The sequence below is a fragment of the Mycobacterium sp. SA01 genome, from assembly GCF_041287105.1.
Taxonomy (GTDB): Bacteria; Actinomycetota; Actinomycetes; order Mycobacteriales; family Mycobacteriaceae; genus Mycobacterium.
Genome location: NZ_JBGGNO010000014.1, coordinates 40,203 through 66,448 on the forward strand (window position 1 = coordinate 40,203; position 26,246 = coordinate 66,448).

Here is a 26,246-nt window from a genome sequence, read left to right on the forward strand (position 1 = left end):
TTTGCACTGTGAGGAGAGTTGACGATGGCTGATCGTGTCCTGAGAGGCAGTCGCCTCGGAGCCGTGAGCTACGAGACGGACCGCAACCACGACCTGGCGCCGCGTCAGATTGCGCGGTACCGCACCGAGAACGGCGAGGAATTCGAGGTTCCGTTCGCCGACGACGCCGAGATCCCCGGCACCTGGCCCTGCAAGAACGGCCTCGAGGGCACCCTCATCGACGGTGACCTGCCCGAGCCCAAGAAGGTCAAGCCGCCGCGCACCCACTGGGACATGCTGCTGGAGCGCCGCTCGGTCGAGGAGCTCGAGGAGCTGCTCAAGGAGCGTCTGGATCTGATCAAGTCGAAGCGCCGCGGCAGCTGATCGCTCGCCTACTGATCCGGCGACACCGCCCTACCTGACGACACCGCGGGCGCGGTCCAGGCGGCCGCCGAGGCCCCACTGGGCGACCTTGAGCATTGCTTCGCGGATGTTCGAGCCGCTCATCTTCGACACCCCGAGTTCGCGCTCGCGGAACGTGATCGGCACCTCGGTGACGGTGAAACCGTTGTTGATCGTGCGCCAGGTCAGGTCGATCTGGAAGCAGTAGCCCTTGGAATCGACCGCGGACAGGTCGATCTTCTCCAGCACTTCACGCCGGTAGGCGCGGTAGCCCGCGGTGATGTCGTGGATGCCGACGCCGAGCAGCACGCGGGAGTAGGTGTTGGCCGTCTTGGACAGCACCAGCCGCCGGTACGGCCAGTTGCGCACTGTGCCGCCCTGTACGTAGCGCGACCCGATCGCCAGGTCGGCGCCGTTGTCGATGGCGTCGAGCAGCCGGTAGAGCTGTTCGGGCGCGTGGCTGCCGTCGGCGTCCATCTCCACCAGCACGTTGTACTGGCGGCTCAGGCCCCAGGCGAACCCTGCGAGGTACGCCGCGCCGAGGCCGTCCTTGGCGTTGCGATGCATCACGTGAACCCGGTCGGTGTCGGCCAGCGCGAGTTCGTCGGCGAGCTCGCCCGTCCCGTCGGGGCTGCCGTCGTCGACGATCAGCACGTGCACCTCAGGACAGGCCTTGTGCACCCGGCCCACGATCAGCGGCAGGTTCTCCAGCTCGTTGAACGTCGGAATGATCACCAGGGTGCGCTGGCTGGGCCGCACGGCGCCCGTGTTTCCCCGGTCGGTCATGACTCTCCTTTGTCGTGCTGCCCGGCCAGGGCGGCGGTTGAATCGCCCTGCTCCGGCGTGTTCTCGCCGTCGTCTTCGCCCCCGGACATGCTGCCTGCGTCCCGTTCCCGCCGCCTGCGGCGTAACGGACGCATGAACCAACCATTGTGCAGCATGGCCCCGATCACGACCGAAATGGCAGCTCCGACCAGCACCCATTGCACCAGCGGCCCCCACCGCGTGGCGAGGGTTTGGCTGGTCTTGAGTCGCATCGTCAGGTCCAGATACCCCGGCGTGAAGAACTGGGTGCGGGCGATTTCCGCGCCGTCCGGGGCGATCACCGCACTGATGCCGACGGTCCCGGCGACCACCACGTATCGGTCGTGTTCGACGGCCCTGGCCCGGGCGAATGCCAGCAGCTGTTCGCTCATGTTCTGGTCGAACGTGGCGTTGTTGGTCGGAACGGCCAGTAGCTGAGCGCCGTTGCGCACGGACTCGCGCAGCGCACGGTCGAAGATGACCTCCCAGCAGGTTGCGACGCCGACCGGCACACCGGCGGCGTGCACGACGCCCGAACCGTTGCCTGGCACGAAGTAGCCGGCCCGGTCGGCGAACGACGAGAGGTGCCGGAAGAAGCCCCGCCAGGGCAGGTACTCACCGAACGGCTGGATGATCTGCTTGTCGTGGCGCTCTCCCGGCCCGGTGACCGGATCCCAGACGACGACGGTGTTCGAGGCGTACGGATTCTGCGGGGTCCAGTCCGGGCGCGCGACGACGGCACCGACCAGGATCGGCGCGCCGATCGCCTGCGCAGCAACGCTGATCTGCTGGGCTGCGTCGGCGTTGGTCATCGGGTCGATATCCGACGAGTTCTCCGGCCAGATCACGAACTGAGGTTGGGGCGCCCGGCCTGCGCGCACGTCGTCGGCCAGCTGCACGGTCTGGCGGACGTGGTTGTCCAGGACCGCGCGCCGCTGGCTGTTGAAATCCAGCCCCAGCCGTGGGACGTTGCCCTGGACGGCGGCCACCGTGACCGTCGGCTCATTGCCTGCGCCCCCGGCGGCGCGGCGCACCTGCGGGGCGGCAACCGCGGTGGTGAGCAATACCGCGGTGATGCACAGCCCGGGCATCAGCACCGCGGGCAGCAACACGTGCCCGGCCGTTTTGGCCGCGCTGCTCTGCTGCCACCAGCGTGCGATCTCGAGCACCAGCGCCGCCAGCGAGGTGCCCATCAGTGCGATCCCGAACGACAACAACGGCACCCCGCCGAGCTGCACCAGCGCCAGGAACGGTCCGTTCGTTTGGCCGAAACCGACTACGCCCCAAGGGAACCCACCGAACGGCACGGTCGATTTGAGCCACTCCTGGGCGGTCCACAACACCGCGAGCCACAGCGGCCAGCCGGGGACCCGGCGCACCACCACGGCCAGCAGCCCGAAGATGGCCGGGAAAAGGGCTTCCATGGCGGACAGCGCCAGCCACGGCACCGGGCCGACCAGCCCACTGATCCACGGGATCAGCGGAATGTAGAACGCCAGCCCGAACAGCAAGCCGTAACCGAGGCCACCGGCCGGCGTGGTCTTGGGGTGGGTCAGCACCCAGCTCAGCAGCGCGAAGCTCACCACCGCCGACCACCACCAGCCGATCGGCGGGAAGCTGATGCACAACAGCAGCCCGGCGGTCACCGCGACGAGGAGCCGGAACATCCGTGGCGGCAGCGCGGTGCGGATCCAGTTCAGCAGTCGGCTAGCCATGTAGCGCGACACCCCGGTGCACGGTGTGACGGCAGCGCGGCAGCGGATCACCGGGCGCCAACCGCGGCAGCGCGGGCACCCGTGAGCGCGGATCGGTGGACCAGCGCTGCACACCATCGGCCGGAGCGGCCACGTCCAGGCCGCCGGCGCCGAGCTCCCACACCGCGTACGACGCGGGCGCACCCGGGACCAGGGTTCCACTGACTCCGTCGCGCACCCCGCCGGCCCGCCAGGCGCCGCGCGTGGCGGCGGCGAACGCCGCACGTACCGAAATCGAGCTGCCGTCGGTCTGGTGATTGCTGGCCGCGCGCACCGTCGACCAGGGATCGATGCTGGTCACCGGGGCATCTGAGCCGAACGCCAAGGGCACGCCTGCCGATGCTAGTAGCGAGAGCGGGTTGAGCGCGGCTGCTCTGCCGATACCGAGGCGGCGGGCGTACATCCCATCGGAACCACCCCACAGAGCGTCGAAATTGGGCTGCATGCTGGCCGTCACCCCGCTGCGGCCCAGGACGGCCGCCTGCTCGGCGTTCACCATCTCCAGGTGCTCGAGCCGGTGCCCACAGCGGGCGACGGCGGGCGCCCCGAACCGGTCGACGAGCCGGGTCAGCGCGTCGACCACCGCGGTCACCGCGGCGTCGCCGATGACGTGGAATCCCGCCGCCACGCCGGCCTCGGTGCAGGCGAACAGATGGTCGGCGATGACCTCGGGTTCGAGGTAGCAGTTGCCGGTGCTGTCCGGGGCGTCGGCGTACGGACCGCACAGCCACGCGGTGTGCGAGCCCAGGGCGCCGTCGACGAACAGGTCGCCGGCCAGCCCCTGCGCGCCGGTCGTGTCCATCAGGGCGGTCGCCTGCGCGGCGCTGGACACCGCCTCACCCCAGTAGCCCACCACCTCGACACCGTGTTCGGTCGCGCGCAACTCCTGCCAGTCGTCGGCTCCGCCGATCTGGGGTCCGGCGCACTCGTGGACGGCGACGATGCCCGCGGCTGCCACCGCGTCGAGCGCGGCCCGCCGGGCGTCGGCACGCTGACGGACGGTCAGCAGGCGGCGCGCCTCGGAACGGACCAGGTGGTGAGCGTCCGCCGACAGCGGCCGCTGTGGGTGATATCCGGCGACCGCGGGCAGGCCGGGCACCAGCTCACGCAACCCGGTCGAGGCCACGGCCGAGTGCACGTCGATGCGGGCCAGGTAGGCCGGGAGTGCGCCGACGACGGCGTCGAGCTCCTCGGTGCTGGGTGCCTGGTCACGGGCCCAGCCGGTGTCGTCCCAGCCGTGTGCCCAGACCGGCTGACCAGGGTGGGCGGCGACGTGCTCGGCGACCAGGGACAGGCAGTGCTGTGTGGACGTCGCACCGGTGAGGTCCAGCCCCGTCATCAGCAGACCGGTCGACGTGACATGGATGTGGCTGTCGACGAAGGCGGGTGCGACGAATGCGCCGTCGAGGTCGATCATCTTCGCGTCCGCGAACTGGGATCGGCCGACCTCGTCGCTGCCCAGCCAGGCGACGACGCCGTCGCGCACCGCCATGGCGGTGGCATCCGGGTGCGTCGGGCTGTGGATGCGCCCGCCCAGCAGCAGTGTGGTCACGGTCAGTCAGTCTCCCCCGCAGCTGCGGGACAGACGCAACGGGTCAGTACCGGCGGACGATGTTGGCGTCGTGGACCGGTCCGGGAACCTGTTCCTCGACGATCTCGCCGTCGATGTACTCGCCGCGGCCCGAGTAGCCGGGCGCCGTCAGGTTGATGACGCTGACCCGGCGGGCGATACCGCGGGTGAGCAGCATGCCGGCCACCGGGCGCACCACGCGACGAGTGGGGGGCAGCAGCATCAGCGCGCCGACCGCGGTGGAGACGATACCGGGAATGAACATCAGGACGGTGCCGAGCGCGACGAGCATGCTGTCGGCGACCGCGCCCTGCGGGTCGGTCCGGGTGCGCTGGAGTTTGAGGATCTGCTTTTTGACCTGCGAGCCGGCCAGCGCGACACCGATCACCGAGGTCGCCAGCAGGATCAGTAGCGTCCAGCCGATGCCGACCGACCAGGTCAGGGCGGCCAGGACCGCCAGCTCGACCACGGCGTAGAGGAAGAACGTCCGCATCACCATGTACTGGCAACGACTCGGGTACCGGCCGGGTTCCGGTTGCCGCTGATAGCAGCCTGAGAGTTCGGTTACGCGGTGATCTCGAGCGCGACGTGCACCTTGTCGATGCCGCCGCGAACCACGCTGTGCAGATAGAACCACCATGAGTGCTGCCAGTAGCGGCGCAGCACCTTGTTGTAGACATCGCGGGTCTCCGAATCCGGCAGCACCCGCGCCGTGGCCTCGACGGCCGGCCCCTTCGGCTTGCCGAGCACGTGGCACTCGGCGATGGTCACCCGCGGGGTGTTGCGGATCCGCTTCACCTTCCACGACACCCGGTCGGTGATGACCAGCAGACGGTCACCGTCGGGGACGCCCCAGATGGCCGTCGGCTTAGGGGTGCCGTCCTTGGTGAACGTGGTGAGCAGCAGGTATTTCGCCTGCGCGACGTCGTGGAAGGTGGGTGCCATCGGTCAGGCGGCCCGCAGTTCCAGGCCGACGTTGCGCGTGGCGCCGCCGCGCAGCTTGGAGAAGAAGTTGAACACCTTGCCGAGCAGCCCGTACCGGTTGCCGATCGCGTCGTACACCCGCTGGATCTGCTGGGAGTCGTCGAGAATGCTCGCGACCGCCTCCACCGCTTCGCCCTTGACGTTGCCGCTGCGGTCACAGACGGCCAGGGTCACCCGCGGGGTGTTCCGAATTCGTTTGACCTTCCAGGAGTCCTTGCCGGTGATCACCAGAGCGCGGTCGCCGTCCGGAGCGATCCAGATCGGTGTCGGCTTGGGCCTGCCGTCCTTGGTGAAGGTGGTCAGGGAGACGTACTGGGACGTGATCACGTCGCCGAAGCTGGGAGCCATCCGACCAATCTACTGGTGCCCGGCCGAACCTAGCGTGCCTCGAGATCGCCCTCGGTCTCCAGGAGCACCTGGCGCAGCCCGTCCAGCGTCGCCGGATCCGGGTTCTCCCACATGCCGCGCCCGACTGCCTCGAGCAGCCGCTCCGACATGCCGTGCAACGCCCAGGGATTGGATTCGTTCATGAACTTGCGGTTCTCCGGATCCAGCACGTAGGACTCGGTGAGCTGCTCGTACATCCAGTCGGCCATCACGCCCGCGGTGGCGTCGTATCCGAACAGGTAGTCGACCGTGGCGGCCATCTCGAAAGCGCCCTTGTAGCCGTGCCTGCGCATCGCGGCCATCCACCGCGGGTTGACCACCCGCGCCCGGAACACCCGGGTGGTCTCCTCCGACAGGGTGCGGGTCCGCACCGCGTCCGGCCGGGTGTTGTCGCCGATGTAGGCGGCCGGGGCCGTGCCGGTCAACGCCCGCACCGTCGCCACCATGCCGCCGTGGTACTGGAAATAGTCGTCGGAGTCGGCGATGTCGTGTTCACGCGAGTCGGTGTTCTTGGCGGCCACCACGATTCGCCGGTACTGGGCGGACATGTCCTGCGCCGCCGGCCTGCCGTCGAGTTCACGGCCGTAGGCGAACCCGCCCCACGCGGTATACACCTCCGCCAGGTCCGCATCGTCACGCCAGTTGCGGCTGTCGATGAGTTGCAGCAGACCGGCCCCGTAGGTTCCCGGTTTGGACCCGAAAATTCTTGTGGTGGCTCGCCTTTCATCACCGTGCTCGGCGAGGTCGACCTGAGCGTGGGCGCGGACGAAGTTCTGCTCGGCCGGCTCGTCGAGACCGGCCACCAGCCGTACCGCGTCGTCGAGCATCGTCACGACATGTGGGAAGGCATCGCGGAAGAATCCGGAGATCCGGACGGTCACGTCGATCCGCGGCCGGCCCAGTTCGGCCAGCGAGATGGCCTCCAGGTCGACCACGCGCCGGGATGCGTCGTCCCACACCGGCCGGACACCGAGCAGCGCAAGCACTTCGGCGATATCGTCGCCCGAGGTGCGCATGGCCGAGGTGCCCCACACCGACAGACCGACCGACGCCGGCCACTCACCGTGATCGGTGCGGTAGCGCTCGAGCAACGAATCCGCCATGGCGACTCCGGTTTCCCACGCCAGTCGCGACGGCACGGCCTTGGGGTCCACGGAGTAGAAGTTGCGCCCGGTGGGCAGCACGTTGACCAGGCCGCGCAGTGGCGAGCCCGACGGGCCCGCCGGGATGAAGCGGCCGTCCAGTGCGCGCAGCACCTGCGTGATCTCACGGGCCGTTCCGGCCAGCCGCGGCACCACTTCGGTGGCCGCGAACCGCAGGATTGCCGCGACACCGTCATCGTCGGTCAGCTCCGCGACCCGGTCGGCGTCCCAGCCGGTGGCCTGCAGACCGGCCAACAGCGCGCGGGCCTGCTTCTCGGCCTCGTCGACCTCGGTGCGATCAGCGCTGCCGTCCTCGGCCAGCCCGAGGGCCTGACGCAGACCCGGCAGGTGTTGCTCACCGCCGAACAGCTGCCGGGCACGCAGGATGGCCAGCACCAAATCGAGTTGGGCCTCATCGGCCGGTGCGACGCCGAGGATGTGCAGCCCGTCGCGGATCTGGACGTCCTTGATCTCGCAGAGCCAGCCGTCGACGTGCAGCAGCATGTCGTCGAACGAATCGTCCTCGGGCCGTTCGGCCAGTCCCAGATCGTGATCCATCTTCGCCGCGCGCATCAGTGTCCAGATCTGCTGGCGGATCGCCGGCAGCTTGCCCGGGTCGAGTGCGGCGATGTTGGCGTGCTCGTCGAGCAGTTGTTCCAGGCGGGCGATGTCGCCGTAGCTTTCGGCGCGCGCCATCGGCGGGATCAAGTGGTCGACCAGGGTGGCGTGGGCTCGGCGCTTGGCCTGGGTGCCCTCCCCCGGGTCGTTGACCAGGAACGGGTAGATCAGCGGTAGGTCGCCGAGCGCCGCGTCCGGCCCGCAGGACGCCGACATGCCGACCGTCTTGCCGGGCAGCCATTCCAGGTTTCCGTGCTTGCCCAGGTGCACGGCGGCGTGCGCGCCGAAACCGTGCCGCACCCACAGGTAGGTGGCCAGGTAGTGGTGGCTGGGCGGCAGGTCGGGATCGTGGTAGATCGCGACCGGGTTCTCCCCGAATCCCCGCGGCGGCTGCACGAGGATCAGGATGTTGCCGGATTGGATTGCGGCGACCACGATTTCGCCATCCGGGTCGCGACTGCGGTCGACGAACAGCTCGCCGGGCGGCGGCCCCCAGTGGGCGACCATCGCGTCGGTGAGCTCAGCGGGCAAGGCGGCGAACCACTCCCGGTACTGGGCGGCCGGGATACGAATCGGATTGCCCGCCAGCTGACCGTCGGTCAGCCAGTCCGGGTCCTGGCCGCCGCGTTCGATGAGTGCGTGCATCAGCGCGTCGCCGTCGGATGCCTCGACGCCGGGGATGTCGCCGATCTGGTACCCCGCGTCGCGCAGGGCATGCAGCAGCGCGACAGCGCTGGCCGGGGTGTCCAGACCGACCGCGTTGCCGATCCGGGAATGCTTGGTCGGATACGCCGAGAACACCAGGGCCAACCGTTTGTCGGCAGGCGCGACCCGGCGCAGGGTGGCGTAGTTGACGGCCAGGCCGGCCACCCGCGCGCACCGCTCCGGGTCCGGCACATAGGAGATCAGGCCGTCTTCGTCGATCTCCTTGAACGAGAACGGGACCGTGATGATTCGGCCGTCGAATTCGGGCACCGCGACCTGGGTGGCGACGTCCAGCGGGCTCAGGCCGTCGTCGTTGTCGGACCAGGTGGCCCGCGAACTGGTCAGGCACAGTCCTTGCAGGATCGGGACATCAAGGGCAGCAAGGTGTTTGACGTTCCAGTTCTCGTCGTCGTGGCCTGCCCCGGCGGTGGCGGGCTGGGCACCGCCGGCGGCCAGCACGGTGACGACCATCGCGTCGGCCGTGCCGAGCAGCTCGAGTAGTTCGGGTTCGGGCGTGCGCAGCGAGGTGCAGTACACCGGCAGCGGGCGACCACCGGCCGCCCTGATCGCGGTGCACATGGCGCGGATGTAGTCGGTGTTGCCGGCCAGCTGCTGAGCCCGGTAGAACAGCACCGCGATCGTGGGCCGGGGGTCGGTCCCGCGCTCCAGCCCGCAGCCGTCGCACCCCTCGCAGCGCGGCTCCAGCACACCCCAGGCCGGGGTGGCCGACGGCGGGCTGAAGCCGAATCCGGTCATCAGCAGGGTGTCGGACAGGAAGGCGTGCAGCTGCCGGAGGTTCTCCACCCCGCCCTGTGCCAGATAGATGTGGGTTTGCATGGCGATGCCCGCGGGCACCGTGGAGCGCTCCATCAGATCCGCGTCGGGGGCCTGTTCGCCGCTGACGACGACGGTCGGTCGTCCACTGGCCACCACCGCGTCGATACCGTCCTGCCAGGCCCGGTAGCCGCCGAGAATCCGTATCACCACGGCGTCGGCGTCGGCGAGGAGCTCGGTGAGCTCGCCGTCGATCAGTCGCGCCGGGTTGCGCAGGAGGAAATGAGCTCCGCTGGCGCGCGCGGTGATCAGGTCGGTGTCCGACGTCGACAGCAACAACACGGTGGGAGGCACCCACCATTCGTACCGTACGGGCGCCCGCTGCCCCTATTCGGATCGTGGGTTGGCGTGCACGAACGCGACGACGGCCTCGGCCAGTTCCGGCCCCTTGTCCTCCTGCAGGAAGTGGCCTGCTCCAACGATCGTCACGTGTGATTGCCCACGTGCGCCAGGAACGTGCTCCCGCAGCACCGGCTCGGCAGCGCCGGTGATCGGATCGGAATCGGAAAATGCTGACAGAAATGGCTTTTCGAACCGACCCAGGGCGGCCCACGCCGCCCGGTTGGCCGGGGCCGCCGGGTCGTCCGGGCTGGTCGGCACGAGCATGGGAAACTGCCTGGCCCCGGCTTGATAGCTGTCGTCGGGGAATGGTGCATCGTAGGCCGCGATCGTCTCGGCCGACAGCTCCGAAACCGACCCGCCGTTGACGATCTGCCCGGCCGGGAACATCGGCACCTCTTGGCTGAACTTCTGCCAGGCCAGGAACGCCTCACCGGGGTGATGATCACCTGTCGGCAGCATCGTGTTGGCGGCCACCACCCGGGCGAACCGATCCGGATGCTCGCCCACGAGTCGCAGCCCGATCAGCCCACCCCAGTCCTGACATACCAGCGTGACGTCGGCGAGACCGATCTGCTCGATCGCCGCCCACATCCAATCCACGTGTGCCTGATAGCTGTAATCGTCTCGGCTGGTGGGCTTGTCGCTGCGCCCGAACCCGACCAGGTCGATCGCCACCGCTCGCAGTCCGGCATCGACGAGCACGGGGATCATCCGCCGGTACAGGTAGCTCCAGGACGGCTCGCCGTGCAGCAACAGCACCACCTCGCCGTCGGACGGCCCCTCGTCGAGATAGTGCATCCGTAGCGTGCCGCCATCACCGGAGTCGACCTCGACGTAGCGCGGTTCGAACGGAAAGTCCGGCAACGCGGCGAATCGCTCGTCGGGGGTGCGCAATACATCCATTGGTGTGCTCCTGTACCTCAGCGGGTTGGTGGTTCACGGTCGACGGTGGCGGGACACCACTGCCGAAGCTGCATCCGAGCGACGTCGACGGCGTCGTGCATCGGGGTGATGTCCCCCCGCACCCGGCCGACCAGCATGCCGCCCTGAAGTGCTGCAATAACGTTGGCGGCCAGTCGATCCGGTTCGGCATCGGCTCTTAATGCGCCGCGTTCCTGCATCGTGCGCAGCCCGTCGGCGAGCAGACCCACCCATCGGTCGAAGGCCGCGTCGACGCGCGGCCGAAAGGCCTCGTCGTCCATCAACTCGGCGGCCAACTTGCCCAGCGGACACGCGAACGGGCCACCGGGAGCCGAGTGCATCGCCACGATGCCGGCCATCCAGGCGTTCAACGTGGCCCAGGAATCGATGTGCGTCAACCCGGGCTGGGCTGCGAGAACGATCTCCAGCTGTCGGTCGATGACGGCACCGACCAGCTCAGCCTTGTCCTCGAAGTAGTGGTAAAGCTGGGACTTTCCGCAACCCGCGACCGCGAGCACGTCGTCGAGACTGGTAGCGCGGACACCTCGTTGGTAGATCAGCAGCGCCGCGGCGTCCAGAATCGCTGCGCGTGTCCGCCGGCCCCGCGCGGTCAGCGGCACCGGCGTGGCGCGTCCGCCAGTCAGCGCCGCGCCTTGGCGTGGTGAAGCAGTTCGTCGACGGACCATTGATCGCCGGCGTGCGCGCCGTATTTGGCGTCGATGACGGTGCCGTTGGTGTCGATCAGGATATCGGCGGGCAGACCGAGATGACCCCCGTTGGCCCGATGCATCCCGTCCTTCAGCCTCAACTTCCCGGCCAGGGACCGGTCCATCAGGCCCTTGACGACCGGCACCAGCGAGCGCGGATCGGCTATCGCTCGGATCGAGGTCTCCACGCCGAACCTCCGGTAGAGCCGGCGTTCCGGGTCGGCGACGAGGTCGAAGGGCAGATCATCCACGTAGGTGGCGAGCTCCTCGGGCGTGGAGTGGAACAGCACCACCTCGCGGATTCCGCTTGCCGTGATCTCGGCATGACGCTTGACCACCGACTGAAGGTGAACGTTGCAGATCGGGCAGCCGGCGAAACGCCGAAACTGGAGGTGCACCAGCAGATCTGGATCAGGCACGACCACGATGCCGCCGTTGACGGTGCGCAATTCATCAGCTTCGACGCAATCTCCGGGGTTGACCCGAGCGAGCACCATCACTACAGAGTCGACTCCAGAAACTGTACTGTCAAGTCCAGTTTGACGTCGGGGTCAGTCCACCGAGAACGGGCTCAATGCAAGACCGACCACGGCGACCACGGCCACCGGAGCAAGCAGCGGCAACCACGGCAGGTCGACGGGCACCGCGGCAGCCAGGGCGCCGGCCGCGGCGAAGCCGGCGATCCCGATCGCCGTGATCCGGGTCAGGGTGGCGTAGGTCAACACCAGATACGCTGCCGCGCACACCCCCGACGTCGCGGCCAGCATCGGGTGCGGTTCAGTCAGCACGATCGAGGCCGTTGCCGCCAGAACGGCCACCGTCGCCGCGGCACGCACGAACAGACCGACGACGATGGCGATCAACGCCACCGCCGCCGCAGCGAGCCAGCGGGTATCGGCACCGACCGCCGTCGCCGCCGTCATCGCGACTGCGAACGATGCCGCCACCAGCCGCCGCACCGTCATGACGACCGCCGGCCACGATCGGGCACCAGGCTCATCGCCTGGTCGAGCGCCACGTCAGCCGGCCACGGCACCACATCGACGCCGATGACCCTCATGTCCCGGTACATCGACGAACGCTGCAACGCCCACATTCGCTGCAGAAGCGGCTGGTCGTCGTCGGCGAAGGGCCAGCCTTCCAGCACGTCGACCGCCACCACGGTGTGTCCCCGTTTGCACAGGTCGATCAGTGCCAGCGCGAACTGGGTGTCGAGCAGCGTCGAGAACGCCACCACGACGGCGCCCGGCGGGACCGCGGCCCGCGGCGCCAAAGTACCTGCGGTCTGCTGGTATTCGCTGCCCACACCGAGCGCCGCGTCGAGCACCCGGTAGAACTGTCGCCGGCCGATATCGGCACCGAGCCACCGTGGCCGGCGCCCCCCGAGGCCGACGATGCCGGCACGGTCGCCGTTGCGCAGCGCGGTCTGCACCGCCTGTGTCGCGCCGCGCAACGCCCGTTCGGTGACGGCGGTGGCCGGGCCCGCGGGCTGTGCACTCATGTCGACGAGCACCACCACATCGGCGGCCCGGTCGGTCAGCCGTTCGGTGACGTGCAGGCTGCCGCGGCGGGCACTGACCGCCCAGTTGACGGTGCGGAGCTGATCCCCCGGCAGGTAGGGGCGAATCTCGGCGAACTCGACGCCCGGCCCGATGTGGCGGGTCAGGTGGGTGCCCAACCGGTCGGGCAGTTCGGTTCGCGGAATCCCGGTCGGTTGCGGGGGCGCCACCGGGAAGACGAACAGGTCGGCGGCGTCGACGGTGGCGGTGCCGGTCAGCAGTCCACCGGCCGCGTCGAGCCGGACCCGGGCGCGCAGGGGGTAGTGGCCCCACCTCCCCGCCGTCGCGGACACCGTGGCGCCCCTGGCGTCGGCGGTGACGATCTCGATGTCCAGGCCGGCCACCGTCCCCAGTTCCAGTGTCGCGTTCGCGCTGTTCTCCGCCAGTTCGGCGCGCAGCTGCACCGGCTCGTTCTCGAAGCACCGGGTCAGCGCCGGGTAGCCCGACACCGAGACCGACACAGGTCTGTGCTGCCAACTGATCGAGGCGAGCACCCCCAGCATCGGCGCCACGAAAGCGATCAGCTGCCAGCGCGACGCAATCACCGCCGCGACCAGCCCCACCCCGACGCACGTCATCAGTGTCACCGTCAATTTAGATGCGCGCCAACGCAATACAGCGTCGACCGAACGGGGGCCGTCCATCATCGTGCGCCGGCGCGGGGAACCGGCAGGCGTCGCAGGAGTTGTTCGACGACGTCGGATCCGTGCACGCTACGAACCCACATCTCCGGTCGCAGGCTGATCCGATGGGCAATCGCGGGGACCGCCAGCGCCTTGACATCCTCGGGGATCACGTAGTCGCGGCCCGATACCAGGGCCCGGGCCCGGGCCAGTTGGACGAGGTCGAGTTCGGCACGCGGGCTGGCGCCGACCGCCACCTGCGGATGGCTGCGGGTGGCCGTCGCCAGCGACACCACATAGTGCAGAACATCGTCGTGCACCGACACCTGCTCCACCAATTCCCGCATGGCCAGCAGATTTTCGGCGTCCACCACCTGGTTGACCGTCGCCTCGGCCGAGCCCCGGTCCAGCCGGCGGCGCAGCATCGACGCCTCCTCGGCCTCGGACAGATACTTCAGCGCCACCTTGACCGCGAACCGATCCAGCTGCGCCTCCGGCAGCGGGTAGGTGCCCTCGTATTCGATCGGGTTGTCGGTGGCCAGCACGATGAAAGGGGCCGGCAGCCGGTGGGTTTGGCCGTCGATGCTGACCTGACGTTCGGCCATCGCCTCCAGCAGCGCAGCCTGCGTCTTGGGTGGCGTGCGGTTGATCTCGTCGGCCATCAGCAGGTTGGTGAAGATCGGGCCGGGCCGGAATTCGAAGCGGCCCGACTGCATGTCGTAGATCGTCGACCCCAACAGGTCGGCGGGCAGCAGGTCCGGGGTGAACTGCACGCGGGTGAACCGCAGGCCGAGGGCCGCGGCGAAGGACCGGGCGATCAGTGTCTTGCCCATACCGGGCAGGTCCTCGATCAGCACGTGCCCGCCCGCGAGCACCGTGGTCAGAATCAGTGTGAGGGCGGCCCGCTTTCCGACCACCGCACGCTCGATCTCGTCGAGCACCGCTTCGCAGTACGCCGTCATCGCCGGAGCGGGCATGGTCATAGGTTTTCCATCCGTCGCAGGATCTCCTCGAGGGTGGCGTACCCCGGTCCGGGTTCACGGCTCCGGGTTCGCTCGACGTTGTTCGGATCAACCCACGGCCACAGCTCGTCGCCGAACACGATGCGCCCGGTCGCCTGTAGGGCCACGGGATCCCGCTGGCGGGTGGCGAGCACGAACTCGCGGGCCAGCTTCGGCCGCAGATGCCGGTCCCAGTCTTCCCGGGTGGCATCCGCCCACTGAACTGTCGACTCGGTGCGCGACCGCCAGCGCCACAATGCCTCCGCCGGGTCGTCCGACGGCAGTTCGGGTACCGACCGGCCTTGTGCCGCAACGACAGTCAGCCGGGCGGCGATGAGAAATGCAGCTACCGCGAGCCCTGCGACCGGCATGATCCACCGCCCGGCATTCAGGACGATCGCCAGCACTTCCGCTGCCACGACCAGCAGGAGGCCGCCTCCCACCAGCCGGATCACGCGGGGCTCCGCAGCTCGCCGAGGACCAGGCGAAGCGCCCGTTCGGCGGTTTCGCGGTGTCCCTCGTTCATCACGTGGGTGGAGAACCGGGCCTCGGCGAACAGGGTGACCAGTTCGGTGGCGCTGCCGGCGTGGATCGCCTGATGGTCGACGGCACGGGCCAGCACCTCGGACGGGGTGTCCGACTCCTGCGGGGCCACGCCGGGGGCGCCGGCCAGTGCGTGTTCCATTGCCGCATAACACGCGATGATGGCCTCCCGCGGTTCACGGCTGAGGTCGCCGACTTCGGCCAGACCGCGCTCGGCGGCCAGCGCGAGTGATCCGGGTCCGGGCGGCACCGCGTCGCGGGGGCGGTCGTCAGGTGGCGGTGGCGCCGGCTCCCGACGTCGTTCGCGCGCCCGGAGCACGATCGCGCCGATCAGCGTGACGAGCAGAAGCGCCGCGAAAGCGGCCAGGAGATACCAGAAGAGCGGGTCGGCGGCGGCGGGTTCGGGTGTCGGTGGCGGCCGGGGGGCGGCCTGGGTTGGCGGTGCGGTGCCGGTGGGCGTGGCGATGGGCGGCGCCGGCGGTGGACCTCCACTCAGTTGCGGGAGGCGCAGCTGAGTGAACAGCGCGGCCACCATCAACCACGCCAGCACCGCCGCGACGATAACCAGCACGAAGCGCCAGCTCCGTCGCACACCTATGCCGCCACCGCCTCCGGGTACGTGAGTTCGCGCGGCCTGCGTGGCGCGCTGCGGGTCGCGCAGCTTCGCCACGAACGCGACGATCATCACCAGCAGACAGGCCAGCACCAGAGTCAGCAGCGCGAGCAGGCTGCCGGTTCCGCCGGTCGGCGGGGTCCGCGGCGACCGCGGCGCGTCCGGGAGGTGCCCGCGCAACGCGAGGCCGAGCAACAGGATCAGCGCGACCAGTGCGACCACCCTCGGTGTGGCAGCCGTCGCCATGGCCCGAACATACGCCCGTACGGTGGATGGGTGAAGCGTTTGCGTGACGACGACGCCTGCCCCGGTGCGCTGCAGGTGCACCAGGCGGCGGACGGCGCGCTGGCCCGCCTGCGGCTGCCCGGGGGGATGATCGCCGCCCGGCAGTTGGAAGCGTTGGCGCACACCGCCGCCGAATTCGGCAACGGCACTCTGGAGCTCACCGCACGCGGCAATCTGCAACTGCGCGGGGTGCGGGATACCGCGGCGGTCGCCGACGCCTCGGCCGCTGCCGGGCTGTTGCCCTCGCCGACGCACGAACGGGTGCGCAATATCGTCGCCTCGCCGTTGTCCGGCCGGGTCGGCGGCGCGGCGGATGTGCGGCCGTGGGTGATCGAGCTGGATCTCGCCATTCAGGCCGACGCGGAGTTGGCGCGGTTGCCGGGAAGGTTCCTGTTCGGCCTCGACGACGGCCGCGGCGACATCTCCGGATTCGCCGCCGACGCCGGGGTCCATGTGCACTCCGACGGTGTCGCGTTGTTGCTGGCCGGTCGCGACACCGGGGTCCGGGTGGCTCCGGGTGACGTGGTGTCGGCGTTGATCACGATTGCGCGACGGTTCGTCGAGATCCGCGGAACCGCTTGGCGGGTGGCCGAATTGGATGATCCGTCGACGCTGTTGGCGGGTTTCCCGACGACAGCGGCACCCGGAGCCGAATATCCGCCCGTGTTACGGCCGCCGGTCGGCTGGATCGCGCAGGACGACGGCCGGGTGGCGCTGGGCGCAGCGATCCCGCTCGGTGTTCTGCAATCCCGCCAGGCCGAGTTCGTCGCGGCGATCGACGCGCCGGTGATCATCACGCCGTGGCGCTCGGTGCTGGTCTGCGACCTGGACGAGCCAGTGGCCGACACGGCGTTGCGGGTGCTGGCGCCGATGGGGTTGGTCTTCGACGAGAACTCGCCGTGGCTGGACGTCAGCGCCTGCGTGGGCAGCCCGGGCTGTGAGAAGTCGCGGGCCGACGTGCGCGCAGAGGCCACCCGGGTGGCGCTCGACGAGGATGCGCGCCTGCGCAGCGGCCACGTTCACTATGTGGGATGCGAGCGGGCGTGCGGCAGTCCCCCGGCTGGTCAGGTGTTCGTGGCGACGTCGGAGGGGTTCCGGCCCGCATCTCGGTAGGCCGTAGGGTGATCGCGTGCTCGACTACATTCGCGACGCCGCCGAGATCTATCGGCAGTCGTTCGCGACGATTCGTGCCGAGGCCGATCTGACCGCGTTTCCCGGGGATGTGGCGCGAGTCGTCGTCCGGTTGATCCACACCTGCGGTCAGGTCGACGTGGCCGAGCATGTGGCGTTCAGCCCGGGCGTGGTCAGCGCGACGCACGCCGCCCTATTGGCCGGGGCGCCGATCCTGTGCGACTCATCGATGGTCGCGGCCGGGATCACTGCGGCCCGTCTGCCCGCGGGCAACGAGGTGGTGTCGCTGGTGGCCGATCCGCGGGCGCCCGAGCTGGCCCAGCGCACCGGAAACACCCGCTCGGCCGCCGGTGTCGAGCTGTGGGCCGACCGGATGGCCGGCGCCGTCGTCGCCATCGGGAATGCGCCGACGGCGCTGTTCCGGCTGCTGGAGCTCATCGACGACGGCGTGCCCGCCCCGGTGTCGGTGCTGGGCGGACCGGTCGGATTCGTCGGCTCGGCGCAGTCCAAGCAGGAGCTGATCGACCGGCCGCGGGGCATGGAGTACCTGGTGGTGCAGGGCCGGCGCGGGGGCAGCGCGATGGCCGCCGCCGCGGTGAACGCGATCGCGAGTGAGCGCGAATGACCGGCACGGGCACTCTCTACGGCGTCGGCCTCGGCCCGGGTGATCCGGAGCTGGTGACGGTCAAGGCCGCCCGGATCATCGGCGCCGCCGACGTGGTGGCCTATCACAGCGCGCGGCACGGCCGCAGCATCGCACGGCGCATCGCCGAGCCCTACCTGCGCGACGGCCAGCTCGAAGAGCACCTGGTCTACCCGGTGACCACCGAGACCACCGAGCACCCCGGCGGCTATGCCGGCGCGATGGAGGACTTCTATCGCGAGGCGGCCGAGCGGATCGCCGCCCACCTCGACGCCGGGCGCGATGTCGCGCTGCTCGCGGAGGGCGATCCACTGTTCTACAGCTCGTACATGCACATGCACACCCGGCTGACCGAGCGGTTCAGCGCGGTGATCATCCCGGGCGTGACATCGGTGAGCGCAGCCTCCGCGGCGATAGCCACTCCCCTGGTGACCGGCGACGAAGTGCTCTCGGTGCTGCCCGGCACCATGCCGGTGCGTGAGCTCGCCCGCCGCCTCGCCGACGCCGACGCAGCGGTGGTGATGAAGCTGGGACGGACGTATCCCCAAGTGCGGGAAGCACTTTCGATGGCAGGACGCCTCGATGAGGCGTTCTACGTCGAGCGGGCCAGCACCGACTCGCAACGCGTGCTGCCTGCCGGCGAGGTCGAGGCCCAATCGGTGCCCTACTTCTCGCTGGCCATCTTGCCGGGCGGAGCGCGGGCCAAGCCGGTCACCGGCGGCGTCACCGTGGTGGGTCTCGGCCCCGGTGACATCGACTGGATGACGCCGCAGAGTCGGCACGAGCTCGCGACGGCCACCGATCTGATCGGCTACGGCCCCTACCTGGATCGCGTCCCGGCGCACACCGGGCAGCGGCGCCACCCCAGCGACAACACCGACGAACCGGCGCGGGCCCGCCTGGCGTGCGAGCTGGCCGAGCGGGGACATGCCGTCGCGGTGGTGTCCTCCGGTGATCCCGGCGTCTTCGCGATGGCCTCCGCGGTGCTCGAAGAGGCCAAGCAGTGGCCGAACGTCGCCGTTCGGGTCATCCCGGCGATGACGGCCGCGCAGGCTGTCGCCAGCCGGGTCGGTGCTCCGCTGGGGCATGACTACGCGGTGATCTCGCTGTCCGACCGACTCAAGCCGTGGGACATCATTGCCGCCCGGCTCTCGGCGGCCGCCGAGGCGGACCTGGCGCTGGCGATCTACAACCCGGCCTCCAAGAGCCGCACCTGGCAGGTCGCGGCGATGCGGGATCTGCTGTTGGAGCACCGCGAACCGGGCACGCCCGTGGTGATCGGCCGCGACGTGGCCGGACCGCACGAGTCGGTGAAGGTCGTGCGGCTCGGCGATCTGGACCCCGCCGACGTCGACATGCGGTGCCTGCTGATCGTGGGCTCGTCGCAGACGCAGTGGTACGGCGACACGGTGTTCACGCCGCGGCGCTATCCTCAGTAATTTCTTTAGGCTCATCGACCACAGCCGTCACAATCGGACGAGATTCGTCATAGCGTCGAACTAATGTTCGAAGAGTGCTGGAGCTGCTGGACGACGTGCTAATCGCCTGGGACAAGGCGGCGGCGCAATCGGCGACGGACATACCAGCACCCGAATTGTTGGCCGTGCTCGAACGCGTCGAGCGGTTACGCCGACTACTGCCCGCGATGGAACACACCGTCCTGACCCAGCTCCAGTCACAGACCTCGGCTGTCGATATAGGCGCCAAGTCCTGGCGCGCAGTGTTGACACACCGCCTCGGCATCAGCAGCGCCGATGCCACCCGCCGACTGAGTGACGCCGCTGAACTTGGACCGCGACAATCGCTAACCGGAGAAGCACTTCCACCGGCTCTACCTGCGACCGCGGCCGCCCAAGGCCGGGGAGAGATAGGCGCCGACCACGTATCAGTGATCCGGTCTTTCATGGATCACTTACCCGCAGCGGTCGACGGGGCAACCCGCGAGCACGCCGAAGCCCAACTAGGCGGACTGGCCGGCGGGCTCACTCCGGAGGCACTGCGCAAACTCGCCCACCAGCTGATGGCGATGATCAACCAGGACGGCATCCTCGACGACGAGCGCGACCAGGCCCGCAAACGCGGGATCGTCGTCGGTCCACAACAAGTCGACGGTATGAGCAGGATTTCCGGCTGGGCGGATCCGGAATTGCGAGCGGCTCTGGACGCCACCAACGCGAAGCTCGCGGCCCCGGGTTACTGCAATCCCGACGACGAAACACCCTGTGTCGACGGCACACCCAGCGAACGACAGATCACCGGTGACATGCGATCGGGCGCCCAGCGTACCCATGACGCACTCAAGACCGTGTGCATGGCGATGCTCTCGTCTGGACAGCTGGGTCAACACAATGGCCTGCCGGTCACCATCGTCGCCACCACCACGCTGGAACAGCTGACCTCGGCCGCCGGGCTGGCCCACACCGGCGGCGGCACCTATCTGCCCATGTCGACGGTCATCCGGTTGGCTGCCCGCGCGCACCCTTATCTGACCGTGTTCGAATCACCACGAGAGATCAAGCTCTATTACGGGCGCACCCGCCGAACCGCCAGTCCCGGGCAACGCCTCGCCCTCTACGCGATCGAGAGGGGGTGCACCAAACCGGGCTGCACCGCACCCGCGTACCACAGCCAAGTCCATCATGCCGTCCACGACTTTGCCCTCGGCGGCAACACCGACATCAACGAACTCACCCTGGCCTGTGGCTGTGACAACCGCATGGTCCACACCGGACCCACCGGCTGGACCACCCGAAAACGCAGACGGGACAACAAAACCGAATGGATTCCGCCGCCGCATCTCGACCGAGGTCAGACGCGGATCAACCTGTATCACCACCCCGAAGTGCTGCTCTGCTAGAGACGCTCCACCCAAGCTGCGGCCTCGTCCACGGTGCCGACAGCCGTGACACCCGCGGGCAGCGGCGGCCGGTCGATCATCACCACGGTGACGCCGAGGTCTCTGGCGGCGGCGAGTTTGGCCTCGGTCAGCGCTCCCCCGCTGTTCTTGGTGACCAGCACGTCGATCCGGTTGTCCCGCAGCAGTGCGCACTCGTCGTCGTAGCCGTACGGCCCGCGCGACAGCACCACCTCGTGGTTGCGCGGGAGCACTTCGGCATCCGGCGGTGTCACCACCCGGATCAGGAACCACGCATCGCTGCCGGTGAACGGCCTCACCCCGGACCGGCCAGTGGTGAGGAACACCCGCGAAAAGCCTTGTTCGGCAATGTGATCAGCCGCTTCGACGTCGGAGGCCACCTGTACCGTGCCGGCCGGGTCCCACGCCGGGCGGGACAGCACCAGGTACGGCACGCCCAGTTCGGCGCAGGCTTGTGCCGCGTGCGCGGTCATGGTGGCGGCGAACGGGTGCGTGGCGTCGACAACGGCCCCGATGTCGTTGGCACGCAGCCACTGTCGTAGACCGTCCACTCCGCCGAATCCGCCGATGCGGACCGGGCCGACCGGCAGCGCCGGATCCGGCACCCGGCCGGCCAGCGAGCTGACGAAGTCGCAGTCCGGGTGCAGCCGAGCCGCCAGCGCCCGCGCCTCGCCGGTACCGCCCAGCAACAGGATCCGCATCAATGCCTGCTGCCGCGAGTGCGGCCCGAGGAGTACAGGTAGCTGTCGGTGAAGCCCTCGGCGGCAAGTACATCCCCGACGATGATCACCGCGGTCTTGGTGATCTGCGCGTCGTGCATCTTGGCGGCGATGTCGGCAAGCGTGCCGCGCAGCACCGTCTCCTTCGGCCAGCTGGCGAACGCGACGACAGCGACCGGGGTGTCCGGGCGGTAGCCACCGTCGAGCAGTTCCGGCACGATCGCGTCGATCCGGTGTGCGGCCAGGTGCAGTACCAGCGTCGCTCCGGGCTTGCTGAGGGTGACCAGGTCCTCACCCTCCGGCATCGCGGTCGACAGGGTGGACACCCGGCTCAGCGTCACGGTCTGGGCCACCCCGGGCACGGTGAGCTCTCGGCCGAGCGCCGCGGCTGCGGCGGCGAATGCCGGTACGCCGGGCACGATTTCGTAGCCGATACCGAGCGCGTCGAGGTGACGGCACTGTTCGGCCAGCGCGCTGTAGATCGCCGGGTCACCGGAGTGCAGCCGCGCCACGTCGAGCCCGGCAGCGTCGGCTTCGGCCAACTCGGCGATGATCTGCTCCAGCGTCAGCGGTCCGGTGTCGACCACTGTGGCGTCGGCGGGGCACAGCGCCAGCAGATCGTCGGGCATGATCGAGCCGGCGTAGAGGCAGACCGGGCACTGTTGCAGCAGCCGCTGCCCCCGCACGGTGATGAGGTCGGCCGCACCCGGACCGGCACCGATGAAGTACACCGTCACTGCTTGGTCACCACCCACTGAGTGACGGGCATGGCCGGTCGCCAGCCGGTGAAGCCACCGACAGGTTCGCCCGTGTAATGCTGAAACTTCCGGAGTTCGCCGCCCACCTTCAAATGCCACTGAGCGAGAAGTGCTTCCGATTCGACGGTGACGGCATTGGCGACCAGTCGCCCGCCGACCGGCAGGTATTTCCAGCACTCATCCATCAAGCCCGGCTGGCTGACCCCGCCACCGATGAAGATCACGTCCGGCGTCGGCACTGTGTCGAACATCTCGGGAGCGTCGAAGGTCACCTCGACTCGCACACCGAACGCCCGTACGTTGGCCTCGATTCGTTCGCGACGCTCGGCGACGCGCTCGAAGGCCGTTGCGCGACAACCCGGCCCGCTGCGGCACCACTCGATGGCGATACTGCCCGAACCGGATCCGACATCCCACAGCGACTCACCTGGCCGCGGTGCCAGCGCGGCGATGGTGACCGCACGCATCGCCTGCTTGGTGATCTGCCCGTCATGCGCGAAAGCAGCATCCGGAAGGACGGACGACTGCCGCTCATCGGGCAGGTAGTGCACCGCGACGACATTGAGATCGTCGACGCCCTCAGGCGGTTCGTCGGCCCAATCGCGCGCGGTACGGGTGCGGCAACGTTCTCCGGGACCGCCGAGTTGCTCCAGGACAGTGAATTCCGAGTGACCCCGCCCGGTTTCGGTCAGTAGGCGCGCCAGCTGCGCCGGGCCCTGACCGTCACGGGTCAGCACGATCGCGCGGCCCCCTCGGCGCACAGCCGCTGCCGGAACGTCCAGCATCAGGCTGATCACCTCGGTGTCCTGAACCGACCAGCCGAGCCGGGCACAGGCCAGGGTCACACTCGACACATGCGGCAACACCCGCACCCGGTCGGCCTCGCACAGCCGGATCAGCGAGGCCCCGACACCGTGCAGCATCGGATCGCCACTGGCCACCACATGCACGTCACCGTCGAAGTCCCGGACCGCGCACAACGCGTCCAGGAAGGGCTTGCCCCATTCCCGCCGCTCGGCGATGACCGACTCGTCCAACAGATCCAACTGACGTTTCGCTCCGAATATCACGGTGGCCCTGCGCAATTCGGCACTGGATGTCGGCGCCAGACCGGCCATGCCGTCCGCACCGATCCCCACCACGAAGATCATCGGGGCATCCTCCGCCACACGGCGCGGGGCGTCATCCGAAACGCGAACGCCAGCAGGCGAAGTGGTGTCGGCACCCACACCTCGCGACGCCCGCCGCGCAGTGCCCGGGCGCTCGCGTCGGCCACCTTGGCGGGCGTGGTGGACAGCGGCGCGGGGTCCATGCCCTCGGTCATCCGGCCGATCACGAAGCCCGGCCGGACAAGTAGCAGCTGCACACCGCTGCCGTGCAGCGCGTCGGACAGCCCGGATGCGAAGGCGTCCAGTCCGGCCTTGGCCGAGCCGTAGACATAGTTGGCGCGACGAGCCCGCACCCCGGCGATCGACGAGAACACCACGATCGCTCCCCGGCCTGCCGTGCGCATCGCCGCGGCCAGGTGCGTCAGCAGGCTGACCTGCGCCACGTAGTCGGTGTGCACCACCGCCACCGCGTGCGCAGCGTCGGCTTCGGCACGGGCCTGATCGCCCAGGATCCCGAACGCCAGGACGGCCGTGCCGATCGGTCCGTGCTCGGCCGCCAGACGCTCCAGCAGCGGACCATGGGCCGCGACGTTGTCGGCGTCGAACTCGACGGTGTGCACCGCCACGGCGCCGGCTGCGCGCACCGCGCTGACCTGCTCCTCCAGCTGTTCGGCACGCCGCGCCGCCAGCACCACGGTGGCGCCGGGCGCCAACCGCTGCGCGAGCTCGACGCCGATCTCGCTGCGGCCGCCGAAGATCACGACCGGACCGGCCCCCGTGTCACTCACACCTCGAGATTATTCACTGCGCTACCGTGGGCGTTGATGGCGAACTCAACGACCCGGCTGACCAGCGATGCGCTGGCATTCCTCACCGAACGCCACCTCGCGATGCTGACGACACTGCGCGCCGACAACTCGCCGCACGTGGTGGCGGTCGGCTTCACCTTTGATCCCAAGACCCACATCGCCCGGGTCATCACCAGCGACGGCTCGCAGAAGGCGATCAACGCCGAGCGCTCCGGCGTCGGCGTGCTGTCGCAGGTCGACGGTGCCCGCTGGCTGTCCCTCGAAGGCCAGGCCAGCGTCAACCGGGACCCCGCCGCGGTCCGCGACGCCGAGCTTCGGTACGCCCAGCGCTATCGCACGCCGCGGGTCAATCCCAAGCGCGTCGTCATCGAGGTGCACATCACGCGGGTGCTGGGCTCGTCGGGTCTGCTGGACCACACGAAGGCTTAAACCGGGACCACCGTCAGCCCGTGCGGGCCGGTGTTCACCGCTTCAGCGCCGTCGGCGGTGACGATCACGATGTCCTCGATGCGGGCACCCCACTGCCCGGGAAAGTAGATTCCCGGCTCGACCGAGAACGCCATCCCCTCCGCCAGCGGCAGGTCGTTGCCCGCGACGATGTAGGGCTCCTCGTGGACCGAAAGTCCGATGCCGTGCCCCGTGCGGTGCACGAAATACTCGGCGAGCCCCGCTTCGGCGAGCACGTCGCGGGCGGCGGCGTCGACCTGCTCGGCCGTCACCCCTGGCCGCACCGCCTCGACCGCGGCGGCCTGCGCGGTCTGCAGCACCGCGTACTGGTGCGCGATGTCGGCGCCGGGCTCGCCCAGGCTGTAGGTGCGGGTGCAGTCGGAGTTGTAGCCGGGCGCGTACGGGCCGCCGATGTCGACGACGACGATGTCGCCGGCCTCCAGGACCCGGTCGGACTGTTCGTGGTGCGGGTCGGCGCCGTGCGGGCCGGACCCGACGATGATGAACGCCACCGCTGAATGCCCTTCGGCCACAATGGCTTCGGCGATGTCTGCGGCGACCTCGGCTTCCGTGCGGCCGGGTCTGAGGAACTCGGGCACCCGGGCGTGCACCCGGTCGATCGCGGCGCCCGCCTTGCGCAGGGCGTCGATCTCTGCCGGGTCCTTGATCATCCGCAGTGACCGCAACACCTCGGTGGCGAGCACCGGCACCGCGCCGAGCCGTTCGGCCAGCGGCAACAGGTGCAGCGCCGGCATCGAGTCGGTCACCGCGATCCGGGCATGTCCCCCCAGGGCGGCCGACACCAGCTCGTACGGGTCGTCGCCGTCGACCCAATCCTGCACGCTCAGGCCGAGTTCGAGGATCGCGGAATCCTTGAGCGACGCCAGTTCCAGCCGCGGCACCACCACGGTCGGCGCGCCGGTCGCCGGTACCACCAACGCGGTCAGCCGCTCGAACGTCTGCGCCGCCGAGCCGACCAGATAGCGCAGGTCGTATCCCGGGGTGATCACCAGCCCGGCCACCCCGGCAGCGGAGGCCGCGGCTGCTGCGGCGGCGAGCCGGCGGGCATAGACGTCGCTACTGAAACGGTCGGTCATGCCAGCCAGGCTAGCCGCAGGCATACGATGACGCGATGCTCCGCGACATCCGTGAGCTCGCCGGCGACCCCGCGGCCTACGCCGCCGAGCTCAACCGGCGTTGGGGTGGGCTACTCAGCTATCGCTATCTGGGCCGCAGCTACTCGTCGATGGACGTCGACGCCCAGGACACCGTCGCGATCCGTCACGACATGCGCAACCCGGCAGGCGGCCTCTACCTGGCGGTGCTGGGCATCGTGTCCCCGGACAGCGGACTGGTCTCCGACCTCGAGGCGGTGCCCAACCCGGTAATCCACTCCATCCAGGTGGTCGATCCCGGCCACGGCGTACGCCGCATCGAGATCCGGTCCGAGAACATCAAGCGCGGCAGGCAGATGGCGTACAGCCGATCGCGGATCGTCGACGCGGACAACCCTTCTCGGGTGCTGGCGCTCAACGAGGGCCAGGGCGTGAGCATCGGTGTCCCACCGGACGGACTGGGCAAGATGGAACTCAACCCGATCGAGGTCGTCGACTCCCCCGACCTGCCGCCACTGTGGCAGGTCTTCGGCGCAGTCCGGCGCGCCGGCGGGGCGTGGGCGATGCCGGAGCTCTCGGTGGAGGTGGCGTCGCCGGACGCCGCGCTGCACGTCGGCCCCCAATTCGTGATCCTGGAGACGGCCGCGCTCGACGCCGCGGCCGCCGTGGTGGGCACCGACCGCCTGCAGGGAGTCAGCTCGCACGTGATGTTCCTGGCGCGCGGCAAGATCGGGCCGTTTCAGGCCGACGCCGAGCCGATTCTCGGGCCCGGCGGCACCGTCGCGGTGCGCGTCACGCTGCATGACGAGGGCGCCGGCGACAAGGCGATCACCACCGGTTCGTATCTGTTCCGCTACGGCGGGTAGC

At 69.3% G+C, this 26,246-nt stretch carries 27 protein-coding genes; 7 read left to right on the forward strand and 20 right to left on the reverse strand.

Annotated features, from left to right (window positions below):
• Positions 1-24: 24 nt before the first annotated feature.
• Complete coding sequence (locus tag AB4879_RS04740; protein WP_102807615.1) at positions 25-363, forward strand: RNA polymerase-binding protein RbpA; 339 nt, start codon at positions 25-27, stop codon at positions 361-363.
• A 30-nt stretch (positions 364-393) separates the two neighbouring features.
• Here AB4879_RS04740 and AB4879_RS04745 read toward each other — a convergent pair whose 3' ends face one another.
• From AB4879_RS04745 to AB4879_RS04815, 15 genes are all read right to left on the reverse strand, one after another.
• Positions 394-1,167 carry a polyprenol monophosphomannose synthase gene (locus AB4879_RS04745; protein ID WP_102807616.1) on the reverse strand — a complete coding sequence of 258 codons (774 nt, stop codon included), beginning with the start codon at positions 1,165-1,167 and terminating at the stop codon, positions 394-396.
• Positions 1,164-2,900: an apolipoprotein N-acyltransferase gene (lnt, locus tag AB4879_RS04750; RefSeq protein WP_370506664.1), complete on the reverse strand. Its 1,737-nt coding sequence runs from the start codon at positions 2,898-2,900 to the stop codon at positions 1,164-1,166. The genes AB4879_RS04745 and lnt overlap by 4 nt, the downstream gene beginning before the upstream one ends.
• A complete protein-coding gene (locus tag AB4879_RS04755) occupies positions 2,893-4,491 on the reverse strand; it encodes an amidohydrolase (protein ID WP_370506665.1) in 1,599 nt (532 codons plus the stop codon). Before AB4879_RS04755 ends, lnt begins: the two co-directional genes overlap by 8 nt.
• A 43-nt stretch (positions 4,492-4,534) precedes the next feature.
• Positions 4,535-5,002, reverse strand: coding sequence for an FxsA family protein (locus AB4879_RS04760; protein ID WP_370506666.1), 468 nt, complete (start codon positions 5,000-5,002; stop codon positions 4,535-4,537).
• Between the two features lie 71 nt (positions 5,003-5,073).
• Positions 5,074-5,454 (reverse strand): PPOX class F420-dependent oxidoreductase, encoded by a 381-nt coding sequence (locus AB4879_RS04765; RefSeq protein WP_102807618.1) that lies wholly within the window; start codon positions 5,452-5,454, stop codon positions 5,074-5,076.
• A gap of 3 nt (positions 5,455-5,457) precedes the next feature.
• The gene (locus tag AB4879_RS04770; protein WP_370506667.1) at positions 5,458-5,841 is read right to left on the reverse strand and encodes a PPOX class F420-dependent oxidoreductase; all 384 of its coding nucleotides are present in this window, start codon (positions 5,839-5,841) and stop codon (positions 5,458-5,460) included.
• A 29-nt stretch (positions 5,842-5,870) separates the two neighbouring features.
• Entirely contained in the window at positions 5,871-9,473 is a 3,603-nt protein-coding gene (gene cobN, locus AB4879_RS04775; protein WP_370506668.1) for a cobaltochelatase subunit CobN, read from the reverse strand.
• Between the two features lie 33 nt (positions 9,474-9,506).
• Entirely contained in the window at positions 9,507-10,424 is a 918-nt protein-coding gene (locus AB4879_RS04780) for a haloalkane dehalogenase (RefSeq protein WP_370506669.1), read from the reverse strand.
• A gap of 17 nt (positions 10,425-10,441) precedes the next feature.
• Positions 10,442-11,062 carry a TetR/AcrR family transcriptional regulator gene (locus AB4879_RS04785; RefSeq protein WP_370506670.1) on the reverse strand — a complete coding sequence of 207 codons (621 nt, stop codon included), beginning with the start codon at positions 11,060-11,062 and terminating at the stop codon, positions 10,442-10,444.
• 20 nt (positions 11,063-11,082) lie between these two features.
• A complete protein-coding gene (locus AB4879_RS04790; protein ID WP_370506671.1) occupies positions 11,083-11,646 on the reverse strand; it encodes a peroxiredoxin-like family protein in 564 nt (187 codons plus the stop codon).
• Positions 11,647-11,700: 54 nt separating this feature from the next.
• On the reverse strand, positions 11,701-12,114 hold the full coding sequence (locus tag AB4879_RS04795; RefSeq protein WP_370506672.1) for a hypothetical protein: 414 nt from the start codon (positions 12,112-12,114) through the stop codon (positions 11,701-11,703).
• Positions 12,111-13,352, reverse strand: coding sequence for a DUF58 domain-containing protein (locus AB4879_RS04800; protein ID WP_370506673.1), 1,242 nt, complete (start codon positions 13,350-13,352; stop codon positions 12,111-12,113). Before AB4879_RS04800 ends, AB4879_RS04795 begins: the two co-directional genes overlap by 4 nt.
• Positions 13,352-14,314: an AAA family ATPase gene (locus AB4879_RS04805; RefSeq protein WP_370506674.1), complete on the reverse strand. Its 963-nt coding sequence runs from the start codon at positions 14,312-14,314 to the stop codon at positions 13,352-13,354. Before AB4879_RS04805 ends, AB4879_RS04800 begins: the two co-directional genes overlap by 1 nt.
• Positions 14,311-14,787, reverse strand: a complete 477-nt coding sequence (locus AB4879_RS04810) for a hypothetical protein (protein WP_370506675.1) — start codon at positions 14,785-14,787, stop codon at positions 14,311-14,313. The genes AB4879_RS04805 and AB4879_RS04810 overlap by 4 nt, the downstream gene beginning before the upstream one ends.
• Positions 14,784-15,734, reverse strand: a complete 951-nt coding sequence (locus AB4879_RS04815; RefSeq protein WP_370506676.1) for a DUF4129 domain-containing protein — start codon at positions 15,732-15,734, stop codon at positions 14,784-14,786. Before AB4879_RS04815 ends, AB4879_RS04810 begins: the two co-directional genes overlap by 4 nt.
• Positions 15,735-15,764: 30 nt before the next feature.
• Here AB4879_RS04815 and cobG point away from each other — a divergent pair, with 30 nt between their 5' ends.
• From cobG to AB4879_RS04835, 4 genes are all read left to right on the forward strand, one after another.
• Complete coding sequence (cobG, locus tag AB4879_RS04820) at positions 15,765-16,886, forward strand: precorrin-3B synthase (RefSeq protein WP_370506677.1); 1,122 nt, start codon at positions 15,765-15,767, stop codon at positions 16,884-16,886.
• Between the two features lie 16 nt (positions 16,887-16,902).
• Entirely contained in the window at positions 16,903-17,529 is a 627-nt protein-coding gene (locus AB4879_RS04825; RefSeq protein ID WP_370506678.1) for a precorrin-8X methylmutase, read from the forward strand.
• Positions 17,526-18,986, forward strand: coding sequence for a precorrin-2 C(20)-methyltransferase (locus tag AB4879_RS04830; RefSeq protein WP_370506679.1), 1,461 nt, complete (start codon positions 17,526-17,528; stop codon positions 18,984-18,986). Before AB4879_RS04825 ends, AB4879_RS04830 begins: the two co-directional genes overlap by 4 nt.
• 74 nt (positions 18,987-19,060) lie before the next feature.
• On the forward strand, positions 19,061-20,404 hold the full coding sequence (locus tag AB4879_RS04835) for an HNH endonuclease signature motif containing protein (protein ID WP_370506681.1): 1,344 nt from the start codon (positions 19,061-19,063) through the stop codon (positions 20,402-20,404).
• On the opposite strand, the gene AB4879_RS04840 is transcribed toward AB4879_RS04835, so the two are convergent.
• The 4 genes from AB4879_RS04840 to AB4879_RS04855 are packed head-to-tail and all read right to left on the reverse strand — an operon-like array spanning position 20,401 to position 23,796.
• Complete coding sequence (locus AB4879_RS04840; protein ID WP_370506682.1) at positions 20,401-21,123, reverse strand: cobalt-precorrin-6A reductase; 723 nt, start codon at positions 21,121-21,123, stop codon at positions 20,401-20,403. The genes AB4879_RS04835 and AB4879_RS04840 overlap by 4 nt on opposite strands.
• Entirely contained in the window at positions 21,123-21,878 is a 756-nt protein-coding gene (gene cobM / locus AB4879_RS04845; protein WP_370506683.1) for a precorrin-4 C(11)-methyltransferase, read from the reverse strand. The genes AB4879_RS04840 and cobM overlap by 1 nt, the downstream gene beginning before the upstream one ends.
• Positions 21,875-23,050 carry a precorrin-6y C5,15-methyltransferase (decarboxylating) subunit CbiE gene (gene cbiE / locus AB4879_RS04850; protein ID WP_370506684.1) on the reverse strand — a complete coding sequence of 392 codons (1,176 nt, stop codon included), beginning with the start codon at positions 23,048-23,050 and terminating at the stop codon, positions 21,875-21,877. The genes cobM and cbiE overlap by 4 nt, the downstream gene beginning before the upstream one ends.
• Positions 23,047-23,796: an SDR family NAD(P)-dependent oxidoreductase gene (locus AB4879_RS04855; RefSeq protein ID WP_370506685.1), complete on the reverse strand. Its 750-nt coding sequence runs from the start codon at positions 23,794-23,796 to the stop codon at positions 23,047-23,049. Before AB4879_RS04855 ends, cbiE begins: the two co-directional genes overlap by 4 nt.
• Before the next feature lie 36 nt (positions 23,797-23,832).
• Between AB4879_RS04855 and AB4879_RS04860 the strand changes: the two genes are divergently transcribed.
• Positions 23,833-24,246, forward strand: a complete 414-nt coding sequence (locus AB4879_RS04860) for a F420-dependent biliverdin reductase (RefSeq protein WP_036337572.1) — start codon at positions 23,833-23,835, stop codon at positions 24,244-24,246.
• Here AB4879_RS04860 and AB4879_RS04865 read toward each other — a convergent pair.
• On the reverse strand, positions 24,243-25,361 hold the full coding sequence (locus tag AB4879_RS04865) for a M24 family metallopeptidase (protein ID WP_370506686.1): 1,119 nt from the start codon (positions 25,359-25,361) through the stop codon (positions 24,243-24,245). The genes AB4879_RS04860 and AB4879_RS04865 overlap by 4 nt on opposite strands.
• 35 nt (positions 25,362-25,396) lie before the next feature.
• On the opposite strand from AB4879_RS04865, the gene AB4879_RS04870 reads away from it, so the two are divergent.
• Positions 25,397-26,245 (forward strand): hypothetical protein, encoded by an 849-nt coding sequence (locus AB4879_RS04870; RefSeq protein WP_370506687.1) that lies wholly within the window; start codon positions 25,397-25,399, stop codon positions 26,243-26,245.
• Position 26,246: the final 1 nt, after the last annotated feature.